Origin of the sequence: Streptomyces naganishii JCM 4654 (genome assembly GCF_014650575.1) — a bacterium.
Taxonomy (GTDB): Bacteria; Actinomycetota; Actinomycetes; order Streptomycetales; family Streptomycetaceae; genus Streptomyces; species Streptomyces naganishii.
This window is the reverse complement of sequence record NZ_BMVF01000006.1, coordinates 330,248-350,603: the sequence shown is the minus strand read 5'-3', so window position 1 is coordinate 350,603 and position 20,356 is coordinate 330,248. Positions and strand designations below refer to the sequence as shown.

At 70.3% G+C, this 20,356-nt stretch carries 16 protein-coding genes; 2 read left to right on the top strand and 14 right to left on the bottom strand.

What is annotated here, in order from left to right; all coding sequences use genetic code 11:
• Positions 1-10: 10 nt before the first annotated feature.
• The 6 genes from IE217_RS13725 to IE217_RS13700 form a co-directional block, all read right to left on the bottom strand.
• Positions 11-1,027: a PLL family lectin gene (locus IE217_RS13725; RefSeq protein ID WP_190178105.1), complete on the bottom strand. Its 1,017-nt coding sequence runs from the start codon at positions 1,025-1,027 to the stop codon at positions 11-13.
• Positions 1,028-1,124: 97 nt separating this feature from the next.
• A complete protein-coding gene (locus IE217_RS13720) occupies positions 1,125-2,186 on the bottom strand; it encodes a C40 family peptidase (RefSeq protein WP_190178104.1) in 1,062 nt (353 codons plus the stop codon).
• Between the two features lie 34 nt (positions 2,187-2,220).
• Entirely contained in the window at positions 2,221-2,703 is a 483-nt protein-coding gene (locus IE217_RS13715) for a poly-gamma-glutamate biosynthesis protein PgsC/CapC (protein ID WP_189705119.1), read from the bottom strand.
• Entirely contained in the window at positions 2,700-4,292 is a 1,593-nt protein-coding gene (pgsB, locus tag IE217_RS13710; RefSeq protein WP_190178103.1) for a poly-gamma-glutamate synthase PgsB, read from the bottom strand. Before pgsB ends, IE217_RS13715 begins: the two co-directional genes overlap by 4 nt.
• Positions 4,293-4,298: 6 nt before the next feature.
• The gene (locus IE217_RS13705) at positions 4,299-6,545 is read right to left on the bottom strand and encodes a HAMP domain-containing protein (RefSeq protein ID WP_190178102.1); all 2,247 of its coding nucleotides are present in this window, start codon (positions 6,543-6,545) and stop codon (positions 4,299-4,301) included.
• 318 nt (positions 6,546-6,863) lie between these two features.
• Positions 6,864-8,081, bottom strand: coding sequence for a CapA family protein (locus IE217_RS13700; protein WP_229865277.1), 1,218 nt, complete (start codon positions 8,079-8,081; stop codon positions 6,864-6,866).
• Between the two features lie 20 nt (positions 8,082-8,101).
• Between IE217_RS13700 and IE217_RS13695 the strand changes: the two genes are divergently transcribed.
• Positions 8,102-9,064: a hypothetical protein gene (locus IE217_RS13695; RefSeq protein WP_229865276.1), complete on the top strand. Its 963-nt coding sequence runs from the start codon at positions 8,102-8,104 to the stop codon at positions 9,062-9,064.
• A 41-nt stretch (positions 9,065-9,105) separates the two neighbouring features.
• Positions 9,106-9,480 carry a PIN domain-containing protein gene (locus tag IE217_RS13690; RefSeq protein WP_190178101.1) on the top strand — a complete coding sequence of 125 codons (375 nt, stop codon included), beginning with the start codon at positions 9,106-9,108 and terminating at the stop codon, positions 9,478-9,480.
• A gap of 33 nt (positions 9,481-9,513) precedes the next feature.
• Here the strand turns inward: IE217_RS13690 and IE217_RS13685 are convergent, their stop codons facing one another.
• The 8 genes from IE217_RS13685 to IE217_RS13650 form a co-directional block, all read right to left on the bottom strand.
• Positions 9,514-11,028, bottom strand: a complete 1,515-nt coding sequence (locus tag IE217_RS13685; protein WP_190178100.1) for an amino acid permease — start codon at positions 11,026-11,028, stop codon at positions 9,514-9,516.
• A gap of 179 nt (positions 11,029-11,207) precedes the next feature.
• Positions 11,208-13,136 (bottom strand): 1-deoxy-D-xylulose-5-phosphate synthase, encoded by a 1,929-nt coding sequence (gene dxs / locus IE217_RS13680; RefSeq protein WP_190178099.1) that lies wholly within the window; start codon positions 13,134-13,136, stop codon positions 11,208-11,210.
• A gap of 285 nt (positions 13,137-13,421) precedes the next feature.
• Complete coding sequence (locus IE217_RS13675; RefSeq protein ID WP_190178098.1) at positions 13,422-14,714, bottom strand: sugar ABC transporter permease; 1,293 nt, start codon at positions 14,712-14,714, stop codon at positions 13,422-13,424.
• Entirely contained in the window at positions 14,711-15,502 is a 792-nt protein-coding gene (locus IE217_RS13670; RefSeq protein WP_189705111.1) for an ATP-binding cassette domain-containing protein, read from the bottom strand. Before IE217_RS13670 ends, IE217_RS13675 begins: the two co-directional genes overlap by 4 nt.
• A gap of 199 nt (positions 15,503-15,701) precedes the next feature.
• Positions 15,702-16,805 (bottom strand): substrate-binding domain-containing protein, encoded by a 1,104-nt coding sequence (locus tag IE217_RS13665; protein WP_190178097.1) that lies wholly within the window; start codon positions 16,803-16,805, stop codon positions 15,702-15,704.
• Between the two features lie 134 nt (positions 16,806-16,939).
• Complete coding sequence (locus IE217_RS13660) at positions 16,940-18,139, bottom strand: ROK family transcriptional regulator (protein WP_190178096.1); 1,200 nt, start codon at positions 18,137-18,139, stop codon at positions 16,940-16,942.
• 222 nt (positions 18,140-18,361) lie between these two features.
• On the bottom strand, positions 18,362-19,297 hold the full coding sequence (locus tag IE217_RS13655) for a carbohydrate ABC transporter permease (protein ID WP_190178095.1): 936 nt from the start codon (positions 19,295-19,297) through the stop codon (positions 18,362-18,364).
• Positions 19,298-19,312: 15 nt separating this feature from the next.
• Complete coding sequence (locus tag IE217_RS13650; protein WP_190178094.1) at positions 19,313-20,248, bottom strand: carbohydrate ABC transporter permease; 936 nt, start codon at positions 20,246-20,248, stop codon at positions 19,313-19,315.
• Positions 20,249-20,356: the final 108 nt, after the last annotated feature.

Genomic DNA, 20,356 nt, shown 5'->3' with positions numbered 1-20,356 from the left:
GGCCCCCGGCTCAGACCTCGCGCCACGCCTGGAGGGCCAGGCCCGGCTCCTCCTTGCGGCGGGTGAGCAGGAGGCGGCCGGTGGAGGGCGACAACGTTGCCGCCACCACGCGGCCTTCGCTGTCGGTGGCCAGGAACACCCGTGCGTCCAGCGGTAGTTGGGGGCCCGACTCGCTCCACCAGGCGCCGGCCGGCTCGTCCTCGGTGGGGTAGGCGGCGAAGGCGACGCGGCCGGCGGCGGAGCGCTGGGCGAGCAACGTGCAGTCGTGGCCGTCCAGTTCGCAGCACACGGCGGTGACCGGGCCGGGGCCCGCCGAGGGCAGCAGGACGGCCGGCCCGCCGCCGGGGCGCCAGGCGCACAGGTCGCCGGAGTCGTCGGTGTAGAAGAGGGTCGTGCGGCCGGCGGAGGTCGCCAGGGCGTAGAGGGTGCCCGGAAGCACGCCGGTCTCCCGTTCCTCCGCGAGCACCGGCACCGCGCCCGGGGCCTCCTGGCGCCAGTGCAGCAGCCCGCCCGGGGCCGCCGCGTACACCTCGACCAGACCCGACTCCCCGGTGACCGCGGCCAGGCCGTCGTGGACCTCGCCGCCTTCGAGGTTCCGCCAGGGCTCCCAGCCGCCCTTCTCCTTCTGGGCCAGCATGCTCACCCCGCCGCCCTTGGTGCGGACCAGGACGTGGGCGCGTCCCTGTGCGTCCACCGCGACGGCGGGCGTGCCGGTGCGGTCGCCCTTCTTGTCCGGGTGGCCGATCGGGTTCCAGTCCAGGGCGGCGAGCCGGGGGCGGTAGTGCGTGGAGTGGACCAGGCCCGCCTCGCCGGCCGCGGTGGGCCGCCAGGAGACGAGGTGGGCGTAGTGGTCGGCGCCCTGGCCGACGGCGAGCACCGGATGCAGCTTCTGGTCTCCGCCCACCCGGCGCGGCGCGTCCCAGGGGCCGCCGGGCCACCGCTCCGCCCGGCACAGGACCGCGTCGTGGGAGGGGAGGTGGACACTGAGCCGGCCGTCGCGGCCGCGGGTGAGCCAGTCGCCGTTCACCGGATCACTGTAAGCCGGACCGGGCGCGCGTCCCGGGACAGCCCCAGGTCACAGGTGCCGGGCGCCCGAGGGGTCACCGGCGCCCGGGGTCCCCGCGTCACAGGCGCTTCGCGCTGCGGAACAGCTGGGCGTAGAAGCCGTTGCCGTCGATGCGGGAGGCGCCGGCCTTGTCGCCCATCGTCGGCCCGTTGACCTCCTTGCGGCTGGAGATGAAGACGCGGTGGCCGTCGGTGTCCAGGCCGAGGTAGAGGCCGACGTGGTCGATGTGGTTGCCGGTGCGGTGGTCCATCTTGAAGAACAGCAGGTCGCCCGGTTGCAGTACGTCGATGTTCGTCGGGCGCACGTACCAGGGCGAGGGCCCCTGGATCTTGATGATGTCGACGCCGGTCTTCGAGCGTGCCATGCCGTCAGCGGACCGGGGCAGGCCGTCGCCGAGGGCGTTGGTCGCCATCAGCGGGAACCGGGCCCGGTAGCCCCACACCATCCGCATGAAGCCCGAGCAGTCCAGGGCGCGGTAGCGCTCCTTGCGCGGGTACAGCGTGCTGCCGTTGCGGAAGGTGTAGGGGATGCCGAGGTAGTCGTAGAAGTCGTTCTGCTCCAGGCGGTCGACGCCGTCCTCCTTGAACGGGCCGAACACCGCGTCACCGGCGTACGGCACGCCCGAGGAGTCCTTCTTCACCGGGGCGCCCTGGACGTACTGGAAGGCGATCGCGAAGATGTCGTCCTCCTGGCTGCCGTAGTACTGCTTGAACCAGTCCTTGAACCACTGCTCGTTCTCGGATCCCTTGGTCCAGGGTTCGGGCATCAGGCGGACCCAGTCGTCGGTGACGACGCGGGAGGCGGTGTTGGCCGGCTCGGCGAAGGTGCGCGAGGGGCCCTTGAGGGTGGCGGTGCGGGCGCCGTCGGTGAAGGTGGCGACGACCGCGCCCTTGCCGTCGCGCAGCACCGAGCGCGCCGGGTTGTTCAGCCGTTCCCAGGTCTGCTTGCCGGTGGCCTTGGCGCCCGAGTTCTGCAGGTCCGCGTTGTCGGTGATGCTCTGCGCGGCCGGGACCTTGGCCTGTTCGTCCTTGCGCAGTTCGTAGGTGAAGTACGCGCTGCCCGTGAGCAGCGCCAGCACCGTCACCGCGTGGAGGACGGGGCGGCCTTTGCGCTTCGGCATGTGAGGACTCCAGTGTGCGGTGGGACGTACGGGTTCAGGCGGTGGGCATGGCGCCGAGGAGGATGCCGGCGGTCAGCACGACGTAGGTGGCCAGGGTGACCGAGCCGGTGGACAGCAGCGTGGCGCCCTTGGGCTGGCGCACCAGCTGGTAGCCGATCAGGCCGGGCACGATGAAGCCGAGGGTCTGGTTGGCGTAGAGCAGCGGGAACTCCATCTGGAGCACGATGATCACGGTGGCCTGGATGAGCACGCCGCTGAGCACCACGGCCGCGAACAGCCGCTTGCCGTACAGGATCACGAACTTCTGGAGCAGCAGCGTGGTGACGTACGTCAGCACGGTCACGCCGACGACGAGCGCCGCCCGCTGGAGGTCCTCGATCAGGGTCAGCGCCAGCCAGCCCGGGGTGATCATGCCGCCCGGCGACAGGTTGGTCGTCAGGTAGCACATCAGGGAGAACATCAGCCCCAGGCCGATGCCGATCGCGGCGATCTCGGGGGTGAGGACGGAGGGGATCAACGCTGCTCTCCTGGGCTGTGCCACTGCTGGTGGTCGTCGTCTGCGGGATGCGTGGGCTGAACGCGGGGCTCGAACAGGCCACGGGCCGCGGCCTGGTCACGGGTGGCCGGCTGCTGCCGCGGTGGTGGTGTCCCGTACGGCTGCTGCGGCTGCTGCTGTCGCGCCGTCTGCCGCACCGCCTGCTGCTGCGGCCAGTCGTCGTGGTCGTGCCGTCCGGCCTGCCGGGGTACCTGGGGGTGGGCGTAACGGGCCTCGTAGGCCTCGGAGTAGCCCTGGTAGGGGTCGATGCGCGGCGCGTAGAGCTGCATCGTCTCCACGTGCTCGGGCACGGCCGGCGCGGCGGCGGCCGGGGCGGCCGCGGTGGCGGGGCGCGCCGGGGCGGCCGGCGGCGCGGACTCGTCGGGGCTGTCGTCCGGGGGGAGTTCGGCGAGGTGCTCCAGGAGGATCTCGCCCTGGCCGTGGATGTTGCCGATGGCGACGAGGGAGGAGTCCGGGCCGAGCATGCCGAGCATGCGGTGCATGAACTCCTCGGCGTCGCGCCGGTCGCCGCCGAGGTCGACGGCGCGCGAGCGGAACTCGGCGGGGATCGCGTCGATCGCGGACTTGGCCGGGTGACCGATGACGAAGACGTGTTCCGGGTCGAGGTCGGGGATGATCTCGCCCATCTGGCCGTTGCGTTCGACGCGGTCGGGGCGGCAGTTGATGACCACGTTGAGCGGGCGGTGGATCGCGCCGAGGTCGAGCAGCTGGTTGATGTTCATCAGCGTCGACTCGGGGTCGTTGGCCGCGAAGACGTTGGCGAAGCGCAGCTTCTTGTCCTCGTGGGTGAGGTAGCGCTCGACGGAGAGCACACCCGGGTCCGGCGGGGCGTCGTACATGCCCTGAAGCGCCGTCTCCCGGTCCACGCCGAGGAGTTCGGCGACGGTGAGCGCGATGGCGACGTTCTCCTTGAAGGTGAACCAGCTGAAGCCGCGCAGCTCCTCGTCGCTGACGGTCTCCGGATCGGCGTAGATCAGCCGGCAGTTACGGGCGTCGGCCTCCTCCTGGAGGATGTCGAAGCGGTCCTTCTCGGCGGTGACGCAGATGCCGTCCTCGGGCATCGACCGGCACAACGAGCGGGCCACGTCGTCCAGGGTGGGGCCCATCTCGGCGAGGTGGTCCTCACGGACGTTGCACAGCACGCCGATGGTGGAGCGGATCAGCTTGGACTGGTTGATCTCCTGGAGGGCCGGCATGACCGCCATGCACTCGATGACCAGCGCGTCCGGGTTGTACGCCGCCGCCCGGCGCACGATGCCGATCTGCTCGACGACGTTGGCGATGCCGAACTTGCGGTAGACGGGCTCCTCGGTGGCGTCCGGGTGGATGAAGCGAGCCGCCGTGCCGGTGGTCTTGGCCACCGTGACCAGGTCGCCGCCGCGCAGCGCGCCCGCGCACAGCCGGGTGATGGACGACTTGCCGCGGATGCCGTTGACCAGCACCCGGGTGGGGATGTTGTCCAGGTTGGTGAAGTGCCGCCGCTGTTCGACGATGCCCGCCACGAGCAGGATCGCGCAGCACACCAGCAGCACGGTGTAGAGGAAGAGCACGGGTGATCAGTTCCTTATGTACTGCCGGTCGGACGGCGTCCGGGGCGGCTGCTGCCTGCGCTGGTCCTGCAACTGCTGGCGGATGAGCTCCAGGGAGCGGGTGACCGCGCCGACCTCGTCGTGGTGCTGCGGGAACAGCACGGCCTTGCGCTCGCCGCCGGCCAGCGACTCGGCCCGGTCGGCCAGCGACCGCAGCGGCCGGGCCACCACGATGTGCAGCCAGCCCAGGCAGGCGGCGGCCGCCGCGGCGCCGAGCAGGCCGGCCAGCACGGTCCGGTTCTGCTCCTCGTACTCCGGGATGGCCAGCCGGTCCGCGCGCTGCCAGCTCACCACGCTCCAGCCCAGCGACTCGGCCGGGCCGCTGCCCGCGAACGGCGCGGCGGCGGCGATGCGCACCCCGCCCTCGCGGTAGAGCACGCCGCCCGCCCGCGCCCGCTTGCCGAGCTTCTGGCCGGTGGCGGCGACCAGGTCCTTCAGGTGGTCGTCGGGCAGCGACTGGAAGGCGAGGAAGCCGGTGTTGCCCGCGATGACCTGGCCCCTGCCGTCGACGAGGCGGACGACGCCCAGGCCCGGCCGGGTCAGCAGCGCGTTGAGGAACTCCACCCGGAACTCGCCGACCAGGGCCGCGCCGTCACGGCCGGGGATCTCGGCGGTGCCCACGACGACGGGCTCCTTGCCGCCGTGTCCCAGCAGCCGGATGGAGGTCCCCGCGGCCCGCTTGGACTTCACCAGGCGGGGCTCCTTGCCCTCGCGGGCCAGGACCTCGCCGGTGGAGTCGACGACGTAGAGCGAGCGGTAGCGCCGGCTCTCGTCGTAGGTGCGGGTCAGCACCTTGTCCATGTCGGCGGCGGCGGTCTTGTTGCCGATGAGGGAGGCCACCGACTGGAGGTCCGCCTCGCCCTCGTTCAGGGCGCGGCGCACCCGGTCACTGAGGGTGTCGGTGCGTTCGCGCTGGTCGTTGACGAGTTGCTGGGGCACCACGGCCGTGCCGTCGGCGCGGTTGAGCAGCAGCATCAGCGGCGCCGCCCAGGCGAGCAGCAGAACGGCGCAGATCACGAGCAGGGCCCGGGTGCCCACCCGGCGCAGGCCGCGCGGGCGCGCCGGGGAGCCGGTGGCGTCGGCCGGCTCGCCGAGCAGCTGGCGGCGCAGGCGCTCCAGGGCGTGGCCGATGCGGTGCGCCTCGCCGTAGCGGGGGACGGTGACGGGCCGGGTCAGGTCGCCGCGGGTGAGGCGGCGGGACTCCAGGAAGAGCCGGATCAGCGGCCGCTGCACGGTGCCGAGCAGCACCGCCACCGCGACGCCGCCGATCAGCAGCAGGGCGCTGCCGGCGAGCAGGCCGAAGACGGGTGAGGTGGTACGCGTGGGGTCGTCGGCGATCTTGACCATGGACACCACGGACAGGCCCAGGCCGGTCGCGGTGGTGGCCTCGCCGGGCTGGGCCGCGGCGAGCGTGGCGTATCCGGCGACGGACCGGTCGCTCAGCAGGCGGCCGCCGACCAGGCTGCCGCTGACGCCCTGGTAGCCGCCGGCGCCGGGCTCCTTGCTGCTGCGGGGGTCCTGCTCGGCGGCCCGGGCCGCGCGCCGCGCGAAGTCCGCCAGCTGCTTGTTGGAGGCGGCGATCTCCTTGCGGTCGAGGCTGGTGCGCACCTGCTCGGGCTGTTCGATGCCGTCGCTGCTCAGGATGGCGCCGCGACCGTCCACGACCGCGATGGACCGGAACTGACCGATGCTGATGCCGGGGAACTTCAGGGTGCTGGAGGCGGCGAGCAGCAGTTGCGGTTTGCCCGGCCAGGACAGCAGGGCCAGCGACAGCAGCCGCACCTCGCCGTTCTTCAGCGTGACCATGCGGGGCGCGAGGCCGCCCTCGTCGCCGAGCGCGGAGGAGTTCAGCGATGTCAGCGGGACGGTCTCGCCGCGGGCGGCGACCAGCTTGCCGCTGCGCACCTCGACGACGGCGGTGCCCACCCACTTCTGGTAGGTGCTGCCGAGCTTGTCGAGGACGGCGTCCCCGGAGACCGGCTCGCCCGCGCTGAACAGCGCGGCGGAGCGGGTCAGGTCGGTGACCGACTCGTCGATGGAGGCCCGCAGCGCGATGGCTCCGTCCTCGGCGAAGTGCTGCTGGGAGGTCATCACCGCCTTCGGCACTCCGGCGTTGTCCACACGGCCCAGCACCAGTGCGGTGATGCCGGCGAGTGACAGCAGGAGCACCGACAGCACCGCGATCGGCGGTCGGATCCCGCCGATCAGCGACATGTCGGCTCGACGGCGGGCTCGGTGCTGCCGCGCCGGGGGCGGAGACGCCAAGGGACGGTCCTCTCAGGGCTCGTGCGAGCTCGGTCCCGCACGGTCAGGCAGGAGTGCTGCTCGGGCATGAATGCGTTCCGGGTGCGCACCGGTACGGGCGCACCCGGAACCGAGACAAGTAAGGACCGGGTTAAGTTGCGGTAAGTCGGACGTGATCTGCGCAACACTCGCGTTTCATCCGGTCAAGCCGGGGCAAACGCCGCTGCCTTTCGGACAAAAGGGCACCCGGGTAAGGGTGCCCCAAGAGGGCCTTTCACCAAAATCACGTCATTCGGGCAGCACCGTCAGCGGCTTGAGGCCGTCCTGGCCGGCACCGCGGTTCAGCAGGGTGCCCTCGGTGCGCTCGAAGGCCAGGCGCAGCCGGGCGCGCTGGCGGTCCGTGAGCTCCTTGTCGTCCTTCAGCGCGGCGGGCACGTCGAGCAGGCGGTAGTCCCGGGCGTCGTCGTCGGTGACGGGGGCGGTGCCGCCGTCCGCGGTGCTCTCGGCGTCCGGCGGGATCTGGAGCAGCGTCGGCTCGAAGCGGGGCTGGACCCGCCAGTCGCCCTTGCCGTGCTCGGTGAAGGTGAACCAGGCGATCACGCCCTCCTCGGTGAGGCCGGTGGGCACCTCGTGGCGGGCGATCTGGTTGCCGAGGCCGTAGGCGATCCAGGTGCCGTCGACCTTCTCCATGGGCTGCACGACGTGCGCGTGGTGGCCGATGACCAGGTTGACGCCGGTCTCCCGGGCGATGCGGCGGGCGAAGGCGAGCTGCTCGGCGGAGGGGTTCGGGTAGTGCTCGCGGCCCCAGTGGATGGACAGGATCACGACCTCGGCGCCGGCCTTGCGGGCGCTCTCCTCGGCGGACTTGATGCGGGCGAGGGAGTACTGGTTGGCGAGCCAGGGCTTGTCCTTGGGCAGCCGGTGCGGCTCGTTGAAGCCGTAGGCGTACGACATCTGCGCCACCTTGACGCCCTTGACGTCCATGATCAGCGGAGTGAGCGACTCCTTCTCGGTGCGGAAGGAACCGGTGTGCTTCACCCCGGCGGCGTCCAGCGCGTCCAGGGTGCGCCTCACGCCCGCGTACCCGTGGTCGAGGGTGTGGTTGGAGGCGGTGGAGCAGGTGTCGTAGCCGAGGTCCTTGACGGTCTTGGCGGTCTGCGGCGGCACCTCGAAGTCGGGGAAGCCCTCGAAGGGGCCGTTCGGCTTGCCCATCACCGGCTCGTAGTGACAGATCGCCAGGTCCGCCTTGCTGATCACCGGCTTGATGCCGGCCATCATCGGCCCGAAGTCCAGCCCGGCCACGCCGTCGCCGGTCGCCTTGGCGTCCTTGCGGGCCTGGTCGACGAGTTCGGGGTGCATCAGAATGTCCCCGGCCGCGGCGACGGTGAAGGAGCGTCCGCCGCCCTTGTCGTCGGCCTCGCCGGAGACGAGGCCGCAGCCCGCGACGGCGGCGACGAGCGAGAGCGGGATCAGCAGGGTCAGGGTACGGCTACGGCGTCTTGTCACCGGGATATCTTGATACAACCATGAGAGCCAACCGCTCGCGATTCATAACGATCGCAACAATTCTGCTGGTCATCGCCGGTCTCGCCGGTGCGCTGACGGCCGTGCTGCGCTCCACCGGAGGGGCGTCGGAGTCCGGTGGCGACCGTACGGACGGCCGCGCGGGCGGTGTCGACCTGGAGCAGGTCGTCGCCGACTACACCAGCCGGTTCGGGCCCGGCCACGGCTACCGGCCGCCCCGCAAGGCGGACCGCGAGGGTGTCGCCGAGGCGGTCGGCCTGCTCCTGGACGGCCATCGCGACCAGGCCCAACAGCGGCTCTCCCAGCTCGACTTCACGCTGCGCACGCTCGTCGACCGGGTCTCGGGGCGCTCGTTCGCCGAGATCGCCGACCGCAGCGACGACGCGGTGGCGCCGCGCGGCTGGGGACGGGTCTACGTCGACCTCGGGCACCCGGCGCGCTGGTCGGTGCAGGTCCCGCACCCGGTCGCCGACCAGGGTACGGAGCGGCTGGGCGTGGGTGTGCTGCGGGGCACGCCGGGCGGGGTCCTCGTGATTGCGGGTGCACATCGCAAAGCCGGGCGCGGGGATTCCGCCGACGTGGCGCACCGGCGGGACACCGTGTTCGACGCGGTCTGCGACGAGCTGGCCCGGCGGCGGCTGCCCGGCATCCAGGTGCACGGCTTCGCCGACGGTTCCGCGCCCGGCTACGACGTGATCGCCTCCACCGGCAAGGGCACCACCGGCCGCGAGGACGGGCGCCGGCTGGCCGACGCGCTGCGGCGGAAGGGGTACGACGTCTGCCGCGCCTGGGCGCGGTCGTGCCCCCTGGAGGGCACGGAGAACGTGCAGGGCCGCCGGGCCGACAGCGAGGGACTCGCCTTCCTGCACGTGGAGTTCGCCCACGCGGTCCGTGACGACGAGGCGCGCATGGCGGGGGCGGTGACGGCCGTGAACACGGTCACCGCGCGCTGGGCGGCGGCCTGAGCGGTACGGGCCCCCGCCACGGGGCGTGGGACCCTGGGCGCATGGACCAGGACACTCGCCTGCTCGTGATCGTCGACGGCGCGAACGTCGTCGGGTCGGTGCCCGACGGCTGGTGGCGGGACCGGCGCGGGGCGGCCGAGCGGCTGCGCGACCGGCTGGCCGCGAACGGCCTGCCGGGCCACGCCGGCCCGGTGGACGTCGTCCTGGTCGTCGAGGGCGCGGCCCGGGGGGTGGAGTCGGTACCGGGCGTACGCGTCGAGTCGGCCCCCGGCAGCGGCGACGACCACATCGTCGACCTGGCCGCCCACGCCGCCGGCCGCCCCGTCCTCGTCGTCACGGCCGACCGCGAACTGCGCCGGCGGGTCCGGCACCTGGGCGCCGACGTGACCGGCCCCAGCACGATCCGCACCCCCTGAGCGACCGCCCGCCGGGGGCCTGCCCCGGGAGGGTCAGGGCGTGGACGCCGGGCCGGAGCCCGCGGCGGCCGCTCGTTCGCGCTGTGCCAGGCGGCTGTGGGAGCGGCCGTAGAGGAAGTAGACGACGAAGCCGATGGCCATCCAGATGGCGAAGCGGAGCCAGGTCTCGGCCGGGAGGTTGAGCATCAGCCACAGCGAGGCCCCGACCGACAGGATCGGGACCCAGGGGACCAGCGGGGTCCGGAAGGAGCGCTCCAGGTCGGGGCGGGTCCTGCGCAGGATGATCACGCTGATCGCGACGACGACGAACGCGAAGAGCGTGCCGATGTTCACCAGCTCGGCCAGCTGGCTCAGGCTCGTGAAGCCCGCCACGATGGCGATGATCACGCCGAGGAGGATCGTCGGCCGGTAGGGCGTGCGGAACCGCGGGTGGGTGTGCGAGAAGAAGCGGGGCAGCAGGCCGTCGCGGCTCATCGCGAAGAAGACCCGGGCCTGGCCCAGGAGCAGGATCATGCACACCGTGGTCAGTCCGATCGCGGCGCCGAAGCTGATCAGGCCCGCGAACCACGGGTGCCCGGTGCTCTTGAAGGCGTCGGCGAGCGGCGCGTCCACGGACAGCGCGCTGTACTTCTGCATGCCGGTCACCACGATCGACACCGCCACGTACAGCGCGGTGCAGATGATGAGCGAGCCGATAATGCCGCGCGGCACGTCCCGCTGCGGGTTGCGGGTCTCCTCGGCGGCGGTGGCGACGACGTCGAAGCCGATGAACGCGAAGAAGACGACGGAGGCCGCGGTGAAGATGCCCATGACGCCGAAGTTGGACGGCGCCCAGCCGAACATCAGCTGGATGAGCGGCGCCTTGAGGTCGCCGCCCGCCGGCACCGGCTGCGACTTCGGCACGAACGGCTGGTAGTTGGCACCGTGGATGAAGAAGGCGCCCGCGATGATCACGACGAGCACGACCGCCACCTTGATGGCGACCACGATCGAGGTGACCCGCGCCGACAGTTTCATGCCGAGGACGAGGATGGCGGTGAGCACGAGGACGAGGGCGGCGGCGAGGATGTCGAAGCCGAACCCGGAGGCCGCGTCCCGGCCGCTGAGGTACTGGGGCAGGTGCCAGCCCGCGTTGTCGAGCAGCGAGTGGATGTAGCCCGACCAGCCGACGGCGACCACCGCCGTGCCGAGCGCGAGCTCCAGCACCAGGTCCCAGCCGATGATCCAGGCGGGGAACTCGCCGAGCGAGGCGTAGGAGAAGGTGTAGGCCGATCCGGCGACCGGGACGGTCGAGGCGAACTCGGCGTAGCACAGCGCGGCGAGCGCGCAGACCACACCGGCCACGACGAAGGACAGCGACACGGCGGGTCCGGCGGTGTTCTTCGCCGCCGTGCCGGTCAGCACGAAGATGCCGGTACCGATGATCACTCCGACGCCGAAGACCGTCAGGTCCAGCGCGGACAGCGACTTCCGGAGCGCGTGTTCGGGTTCCTCGGTGTCCTGGATCGACTGCTCTACGTTCTTCGTCCTGAAGAGCGTGCTGCTCACGGGCCTACCTCCCCTGCTTGTCGTCCTCGACATGATCGAGAGGGCTGGGGATGCGTATGCCCCGGCACTGGCAGGTTCACGCAACCGGGCCGGTTCCGCCACCTGTGCGGGACGGAACCGGCCCAATGAGGTCGGTGAGGGACGTGAGGCGCGCGGGCCGCCGGTGCTCCGGGCGGGCCTCAGTCGCGCGCGGGCTGGACCGAGTCGACCTCGCCGGCCGCGCGCTCGAACCGGCCGTCGAGCCGGGAGACGAGCCCGGTGACCTGGCGGGCGATGTCGGGCGCGGTCAGCCCGATCTCCGCCATGACCTCCGCGCGGGAGGCGTGGTCGAGGAAGCGCGGCGGGATGCCGAAGTCGCGCAGCGGCACGTCCACGCCCGCGTCCCTGAGCGCCTGGGCGACGGCGGAGCCGACGCCGCCGACGCGGGAGTTGTCCTCGACGGTGACGACCACGCGGTGGCGCTCGGCGAGCGGGGCCATGGCCTCGTCGACGGGCTTGACCCAGCGGGGGTCGACGACGGTGGTGGAGATGCCCTGCTTGTCGAGCAGCGTGGCGATCTCCAGGCACATCGGCGCGAGGGCGCCCACCGAGACCAGCAGCACGTCCGGGCGGTCGGTGCCGGGCTCGCGCAGTACGTCCATGCCGCCGACGCGGCCCACGGCGGGCACGGCCGGGCCGACCGCGCCCTTGGAGAAGCGGACCACGGTGGGGGCGTCGTCGACCTCGACGGCCTCGCGCAGCTGGGCGCGGACCTGGTCGGCGTCGCGCGGGGCGGCCAGCCGCAGCCCGGGGACGACCTGGAGGATCGACATGTCCCACATGCCGTTGTGGGAGGCGCCGTCGGTGCCGGTGATGCCGGCCCGGTCCAGGACGAAGGTGACGCCGCACTTGTGCAGGGCCACGTCCATCAGCACCTGGTCGAAGGCGCGGTTGAGGAAGGTGGCGTAGACGGCGAAGACTGGGTGGACCCCGGCGTGGGCGAGGCCGGCCGCGGAGACCGCGCCGTGCTGCTCGGCGATGCCGACGTCGTAGACCCGGTCGGGGAAGGCCTTGGCGAACTTGTCCAGGCCGACCGGCTGGAGCATGGCCGCGGTGATGGCGACGACGTCCTTGCGCTCCTTGCCGAGCTTGACCATCTCGTCGCCGAAGACGGACGTCCAGTCGGCGCCGGAGGTGGCGATCGGCAGGCCCGTGTCGGGGTGGATCTTGCCGACGGCGTGGAAGCGGTCGGCCTCGTCCTGGAGAGCGGGCTGGTAGCCGCGGCCCTTCTCGGTGAGGCAGTGCACGATGACGGGGCCGCCGAAGCGCTTGGCGCGGGCCAGCGCGGACTCCAGGGCCTCGATGTCGTGGCCGTCGATCGGGCCGACGTACTTCAGGCCCAGGTCCTCGAACATGCCCTGCGGGGCGATGAAGTCCTTCAGCCCCTTCTTGGCGCCGTGCAGCGTCTCGTAGAGCGGTTTGCCGACCACCGGGGTGCGCTCCAGGACCTCCCTGGTGCGGGCGAGGAAGCGCTCGTAGCCGTCGGTGGTGCGCAGGGTGGCGAGGTGGTTGGCGAGGCCGCCGATGGTGGGCGCGTAGGAGCGCTCGTTGTCGTTGACGACGATGACGAGGGGGCGGTCCTTGGCGTCCGCGATGTTGTTCAGCGCCTCCCAGGCCATGCCGCCGGTCAGGGCGCCGTCACCGATGACCGCGACGACGTGGCTGTCGCGCTCGAGCAGCTGGTTGGCCTTGGCGATGCCGTCCGCCCAGCCCAGCACGGTGGAGGCGTGGCTGTTCTCGATCACGTCGTGCTCGGACTCGGCCTGCGAGGGGTAGCCCGACAGGCCGCCCTTCATCTTCAGCCTGGAGAAGTCCTGGCGGCCGGTCAGCAGCTTGTGCACGTAGGACTGGTGGCCGGTGTCCCACAGGACCTTGTCCTTCGGGGAGTGGAAGACGCGGTGCAGGGCGATGGTCAGCTCCACCACACCGAGGTTGGGGCCGAGGTGGCCGCCGGTCTTGGAGACCGCGTCGACGAGGAAGGTCCGGATCTCCTCTGCCAGCCGGTCCAGCTCCTCCAGGCTGAGCCGGTCCAGATCGCGCGGTCCCCTGATGCGGGTCAGCAGCGGCACCCGTGCCTCCTTGCAGTAGAGCTGATCGAGCTGTTGCCGGGCTTGTCGAGTCTAATGTTCCGCTGTGGCGGCCGGTGTCCGGGCGGTGCGTCGTGGGTCACGCGAACGGCCGTACCCCGATATGGCCGGGGTCATGACAGACCGGACCGCTCCCGCGTCCGCAGACGCCCGTGTCCGCAGACGCCCGTGTCCGCAGACGCCCGTGTCCGGATGACGCCCGCGTCCGGACACGCCCGTGCCCGGCACCGCCATGAGGTGCCGGGCACGGTGCGCGGAACAGGACGGTTAGGCGCGTCCCGCCGTCTTCTGGGTCTTGCGGGTGACCGCGTCGATGACGACGGTCGCCAGCAGGACGCCACCGGTGATCATGTACTGGACCGGGGAGGCGATGCCCTCCAGGGCGAGGCCGTACTGGATCGAGACGATCACCAGCACGCCGAGGAGCGCGTTCCAGGTGCGGCCGCGGCCGCCGAAGAGGGACGTACCGCCGATGACGGCCGCCGCGATGGCGTTCATCAGCAGGTCGCCGCCGCCGGCGCCCTGGTTGGCGGAGGCGATCTTGGAGGCGATGAACAGACCGCCGATCGCGGCGAAGGTGCCGGAGATCGCGAAGACCGAGATCCGGACCATGTCCACGTTGATGCCGGCGCGGCGGGAGGCCTCGACGCTGCCGCCGAGCGCGAAGATCTTGCGGCCGTAGGCGGTGCGGCGGAGCACGAAGTCGGTGATCACCAGCACGCCGACGAAGATCACGACCGCCAGCGGCAGGCCCTTGTACTGGTTGAAGACGATCGCCACGGCGAAGGAGACGATGGCCAGCAGCACGGTGCGCAGGATGGTCTCGCTCAGCGGCTTGGACGGCACCCCGGCGGCCTCACGGCGCTTGTTGCCGAAGAAGGCGCTGAGGAAGTACAGCACGGTGACGGCGACGGCGAGCCCGTAGGCGGCGGCCACGTCGGAGAAGTAGTAGCTCGTCAGCTTGGCGACCAGGCCGTCGCTGTTGAGGTTGATCGTGCCGTTGTCGCCCAGGATCTTGAGCATGAAGCCGTTCCAGAACAGCAGGCCCGCCAGGGTGACGGCGAAGGCCGGCACACCGATCTTCGCGAAGAAGAAGCCCTGGATGGCGCCGGCGACCGTGCCGGTGAGGATGGCCAGCACGAAGGCCAGCACCTCGTTCATGCCGTGGGTGATGTTCAGTACGGCGAAGGTGGCGCCCGCGACGCCGGAGAGGGAGCCGACCGACAGGTCGATCTCGCCGAGCAGCAGGACGAACACGATGCCGACGGCGATCATGCCCGTGCCGACCATGGCGACGGAGATGTCGGAGAGGTTGCCCGCGGTGAGGAAGTTGGAGTTCAGGCTCTGGAAGATGATCCAGATGATCACCAGGCCGATGACGACCGGCATGGAGCCGAGGTCGCCCGCCTTGATCTTCCGCTTGAACTCGGTCACGTAGCCCGCGAGGCCCTGCTCGCGCACCAGCAGCCGGGGGTCGACGGCGACGTCGGAGCCGCGGGCCGCCTCGGGGTTCTCCACGACGTTGTCCTCGGGGGGCGTGGAGGTCTTGTCGATGCTCACTTCTTGATCTCCCCATTGGTGCGCGCCGCACGACGGGTCACGGCATTGTCCGTGGCGCCGGTGATGGCGGAGATGATCTCTTCCTGCGAGGTCGACTTGACCTCGAAGACGCCGTTGTTGCGACCCAGACGCAGTACGGCCACCTTGTCGGCGACCGCCTTCACGTCGGCCATGTTGTGGCTGATGAGGATCACGGCGTGACCGCGCTCCCGCAGCCGCTCCACCAGGTCGAGGACCTGCGCGGTCTGCTCGACGCCGAGCGCGGCGGTGGGCTCGTCGAGGATCACCAGCTTGGGCTCGCCGAGCATGGAACGGGCGATGGCCACGGTCTGGCGCTGGCCGCCGGAGAGCGAGGCGATCGGGATGCGGACGCTGGGGATGCGGATCGAGAGCTGGTCCAGCAGCTCACGGGAGCGCCGCTCCATCTCGACCTCGTCCAGGACGCCGCGGCGCCGGACCTCGCGGCCCAGGTAGAGGTTGCCCACCACGTCGATGTTGTCGCACAGCGCGAGGTCCTGGTAGACGGTCGCGATGCCCAGGTTCTGGGCGTCGTGCGGCTTGTTGACCTGAACGGCCTTGCCTTCCCATTCGATGACGCCCTCATCGATGGGGTGCACGCCGGCGATCGTCTTGACCAGCGTGGACTTTCCGGCGCCGTTGTCGCCCACCAGGGCGACCACCTCACCGGCGTGGACCTCAAGCTCTACGTCGGTGAGCGCCTGGACGGCACCGAACCGCTTGGAGACCCCGCGCAACGCCAGCACGGGCGTAGCGGACACGTGAACCATCTCCTTCGCCGCCTGACCCGGCGGGAGGTTGTGCAGAAGTTTGGGGGGATGTTCCGACCGGCGCCCCGCCTCGAGCTTGCGGGGCTGTGTGATGCGCGGGGCGCCGGCGGAAGCCTTGTGCGCCTGTGTCCCGCCAGGGGAATTCAAGTGTGAATTCCCCTGGTTGGGAAGGCGCTGTCCGTCGCTTGCTTCAGACCGTCTACTTCAGACCGATCTTGTCGCAGGCGGCCTTGTACTGCGAGGTGCAGATGTCGGACACCGTGTAGACGCCGTCCTTGATGACGGTGTCCTTGATGTTGTCCTTGGTCAGCGCGGTGACCGGCACCAGGACCGAGGGGACGCCCTTGGTGGTGGGGCTGTCGACCTTGTCCTTGGCGACGGAGTCGAGCGACTTGCCCTGGGCCAGGTCGACGGCCATCTCGGCGGCCGCGGCGGCCTCGGGGGCGTACGGCTTGTAGACGCTCATGTACTGCTCACCGGCGACGATGCGCTGCACACCCGCGAGCTCCGCGTCCTGGCCGGTGACCGGGATGTTGGAGATGCCGGCGGCCTTGAGGGCGGTGATGATACCGCCGGCCATGCCGTCGTTGGCGGAGTAGACGCCGACGATGTTCTTCTTGCCCAGCGCGGAGATGGCGCCCTCCATGTTGGAGTTGGCGTTCTCCGGCTTCCACTCCTTGGTGTCGTACTCCTTGCCGATGTTCACCTTGCCGTCGAGCACCTCGTGGGCGCCCTTCTTGAACTGCGCGGCGTTCGGGTCGGTGGAGGAGCCGTTCATCATGACGATCTTGCCGGACTTGGCCTTGGAGCCCAGGGCCTTCAGCAGGGCCTCGCCCTGGGTCTTGCCGACGGTCTCGTTGTCGAACGAGGTGTAGGCGTCGATGGGACCCTGCGCCAGTCGGTCGTAGGCGACGACCGGGATGCCGGCGTCCTTGGCCTTCTGCACCGAGTTCTTGATGGCGGCGGCGTCCACGGCGTCGACGATCAGCACGTCCACCTTGTTGGTGATCATGGTGTCGACCTGCTGGTTCTGCTGGCTGGCGTCCTGCTTGGCGTTGGCGTAGACGACCTTGCCCTTGTTGTTCGTCAGCTCCGCGACCTTCTTCTCGATCAGCGGGCGGTCGAACTTCTCGTAACGAGCGGTCTGGTTCTCCGGCAGGAGCAGACCGACGGTGATCGCGTCGCCCTTCTTCGAGCTGCCGGACGACTTGGAGGAGCCACCACTGGACTCCTTGGCGCTGCCACAGGCAGCGAGCGAGACGGCCATGGCACCAGCTGCAACGGCGAAGGCCGCACGACGCATACGCGTGTTCACTTCTTCAAACCTCCCTGACGAGGCCGCGTCGTTGCGGCCGAGGTGGCTGGAAGTCAACTCGGCCACACGTGCGACGTCAAGAAGTAAATCCTTAACGAGATGGCAACGGTGCCATCCGTTTTCTAAGTGAAGGCAGGGGCGGCCGCGGCCAGAGTCCCGTCCAAAAGGGTCGAATCGCCCATCTCGCTGAGCGCGAGGGCAAGCGCCCCGAGCACCTCCGCGCGGCCTCCCAAGGCCCCTGGGAGGATCGAGAGCCTGCGGGCGGCGCTGGGGATGGCATAGCGCCCCACGGACTCCCTGATGGGCCCCAGAACCAGCTCTCCGGCCTCCGCGAGATCACCGCCGAGGACGACCCGGCTCGGGTTGAGCAGATTGCAGAGATTGGCCACTCCGCTGCCGACATGGCGGCCGACGTCGGCGATCACCCGACGGCAGCCCGGATCACCGTCCCGGGCCAGCCGCACCACGCCTTCCATGGTCAGGTCGGTGCCGTGACTGGACTGGAGCAGCGGCAGCACGTAGCGCGCGGCCGCGAAGGTCTCCAGGCAGCCGCGGTTCCCGCAGCGGCAGACCGGGCCCGATTCGTCGAGTGTAATATGCCCGATTTCGCCCGCCGTGCCGCCGGGGCCGCGGTAGATCTTGCCGTTGATGACCAGGCCCGCGCCCACACCGCTGGCGATCTTGATGTACGCCAGGTCCCTGACCCCGCGCCCGCTGCCCCAGACCAGCTCGCCGAGGGCGCCGAGGTTGGCGTCGTTGTCCACGTGCACCGGCACGCCGAGCCGCCCCCGCAGCTCCTCGGCGGGCTTGATGCCGGTCCAGCCCGGCAGGATCGCGGTGGAGCCCAGCGTGCCGGACTCCACGTCGATCGGGCCCGGCACGCCGAGCCCCACGCCGGCGATCTTCGAGCGGTCCACCCCGGTGGCCTCGATCAGCCGGTTGACCAGCTCCTCCGCCCTGTCGAAGCCCTGCGTCGAGGAGGCGTCCACGTCCAGCGGCTCGGCCTCCTCGGCCAGCACCTGGTGGGCGAGGTTCCCGATCGCGACCCGCAAATGGGTGTGCCCGAAGTCGACGCCGATCACGATGCCGGCGTCCCCGCTCAGGGAGACGCTCCGGGCCCGGCGGCCGCCCGCCGAAGTGGGCGTGACCTGGACGGTTCCGCCGTCCTTGAGCTCCCGCACGATGTTGGAGACCGTCGCCGCGGACAGCCCCGTGGTCCTCGCGATCTCCGCCTGCGTGAGGGATCCGGCCAGGCGCACGGCACGTACCACCCGCTCCAGGTTGGCTCGGTGCAGTGACGACTGCGACCCTGGAGTCTCCACGACGACCTCCTGAGCGCGGGGCCGCTTCGGCGAGGCCCCGTCTATGTCCAACTAGTGAACTCTAAGCTGAGCCGTTCGGGTTGCCTCCCGTCAAGAGGTTGAACCGTTTCCGGGTACTTGGACACACATCACACACCGTGCTACGCGCACGCGAGCGCCGCCCCCGGAAAGCGGCTTCGGAGGCGGCGTGGGACCGCCGGGGACGCCCCGGCGGCGGGTGCGCTACTTCAGCGTCGCCGAGGTCAGGCCCGCCTGCACCTGGCGCTGGAAGGACAGGTAGACGACCAGCATCGGGATCATCGCGATCGTCACACCCGCGAAGAGAACGGGCAGGTCGGAGGCGTATCCCTGCTGCTGCTGGAGCTGGATCAGACCCTGGGTGAGGACGTAGCGCTCGGGGTCGGAGCCGCTCTGCGGCTGCATGAGCACCGTGGGCAGGATGAACTGGTTCCACTGCCCGAGCGTGTTGAAGATGCCGACGCTGATCAGACCCGGCTTCGCCATCGGCATCATCACCTGGAAGAACGTCCGGGTGTGCGAGGCGCCGTCCAGGATCGCCGCCTCGAAGACCGCCGTGGGCAGGGTGCGGAAGAAGGCGTGCATGAAGAACACCGTGAACGGCATCGAGTACGCGATGTAGACCAGGATCAGACCCTGGTAGGTGTTCAGCATGTCCAGCCGCTTGACCATGAAGAACAGCGGCACCAGCGCCAGGAACACCGGGAACATCGCGCCCGCGACGAAGAAGTAGTACAGCAGCCGGTTGCCCCAGAACTGGTAGCGGGCCAGCACGTACGCCGCCATGGAGCCGAACAGCATGGTCAGCGGCACGGAGAACACCAGCACGATCACGGTGTTCAGGAAGTAGTCGCCGATGCCCTTGTTCCAGGCGCGGCTGAAGACGCCGAAGGACCAGTTGTGCGGCCAGCCGAAGGCGGAGCCGCCGATCTGGGCGTCGGTCTTGAAGGAGCTGATCACCAGCCACAGCAGCGGCAGCACGATCAGCAGGGCCCACAGGGCGAGGAAGCCGTGCGAGAAGACGTTCAGGACCACGCCTTCGCCGCGCCGCTCGCCGGCGCGGGCGGCGCTCTTGCTCACCGGCGGTCCGGCCGGGGCGGGTCCGCCGGTGGGGGCGGTCTCCTTGAGGGGTGCGCTCATCGTCGTTACTCCCGCTCAGAACTCGATGCGCTCACGGCGGGTGGCGCGCAGCGTGACCACGGACAGGATCAGGGTGAGCAGCAGCATGACCACGCCCATCGCACAGGCGTAGCCGCTTTTGCCGTAGTAGAGGAAGTTGCGCATCATCACCGTCGACATCACGTCGCTGTGATGGTCGGGGCCGCCGCCGTAGGCGCCCATGTTCTGGGTCATCGAGGAGACCAGCACGAACATGTCCATGGCGACGATGCCCAGGTAGACCCAGGCGGTCTGCACGGTGTCCCACAGCAGGGGCAGGGTGATGCGGAAGAAGGACTGGGCGCGCCCGGCGCCGTCGATCAGGGCGGCCTCGTAGACGTCACGCGGAATGGACTGCATGGCGGCCGAGAACAGCACCAGGTAGAAGCCGACGCTGTTCCAGATGACCACCACCATCAGCGCCCACAGCACGATGCTCGGCTCGTTCAGCCATTCCACCGGGTTCTCGGCGTCGACCAGGCCGAGTTTGATCAGGAAGCCGTTGAGCAGGCCGCCGCCGTCACTGCGGTACACCGCGTTGAACAGCACCGCGAGAATGGCCAGTGAGAGCACCTGGGGAAAGAAGTAGACGATTTTGTAGAACTTCGATCCGGCGACGCCCTGCACTCCGCCGGCGCGGCTGCGCCCGCCCGCGTTCACCATGAAGGCGAAGAACAGGGCGAGCAGAATGGTGATCACCGGGATGAACACCAGGAACAGGATGTTGTGCCAGATGGCCTCCAGGAAGACGTCGTCCTGGAACAGCGCCCGGTAGTTGTCCAGGCCGACGAACTTGAAGGTCTGCGACTGGCCCTTCCAGTCGGTCAGCGAATAGCCGAACGTCTGGATGTACGGCCAGATCACGAAGATCAGATAGAGCGCCACGGGGACGAGGAGAAATCCCGCGACGAACCGGTACTGCCCTTTGCGCATGGCGTCCTGCCCCTGTTGTTCAAGAGCCCCGAAAAGGGGCGCGAGGAACTGCGCGACCGGCGACAACGTACCTCTCACCGGCGCGAAAGCCCCGCGCCCCCGCGGCGC

Coding starts and splice junctions, on each gene's coding strand:
- IE217_RS13650 (WP_190178094.1), bottom strand. CDS start 20,248: ATGCGCAAAGGGCAGTACCGGTTCGTCGCGGGATTTCTCCTCGTCCCC.
- IE217_RS13720 (WP_190178104.1), bottom strand. CDS start 2,186: ATGCCGAAGCGCAAAGGCCGCCCCGTCCTCCACGCGGTGACGGTGCTG.
- IE217_RS13655 (WP_190178095.1), bottom strand. CDS start 19,297: ATGAGCGCACCCCTCAAGGAGACCGCCCCCACCGGCGGACCCGCCCCG.
- IE217_RS13690 (WP_190178101.1), top strand. CDS start 9,106: ATGGACCAGGACACTCGCCTGCTCGTGATCGTCGACGGCGCGAACGTC.
- IE217_RS13705 (WP_190178102.1), bottom strand. CDS start 6,545: ATGTCGCTGATCGGCGGGATCCGACCGCCGATCGCGGTGCTGTCGGTG.
- IE217_RS13695 (WP_229865276.1), top strand. CDS start 8,102: ATGAGAGCCAACCGCTCGCGATTCATAACGATCGCAACAATTCTGCTG.
- IE217_RS13670 (WP_189705111.1), bottom strand. CDS start 15,502: ATGGTTCACGTGTCCGCTACGCCCGTGCTGGCGTTGCGCGGGGTCTCC.
- IE217_RS13665 (WP_190178097.1), bottom strand. CDS start 16,805: ATGCGTCGTGCGGCCTTCGCCGTTGCAGCTGGTGCCATGGCCGTCTCG.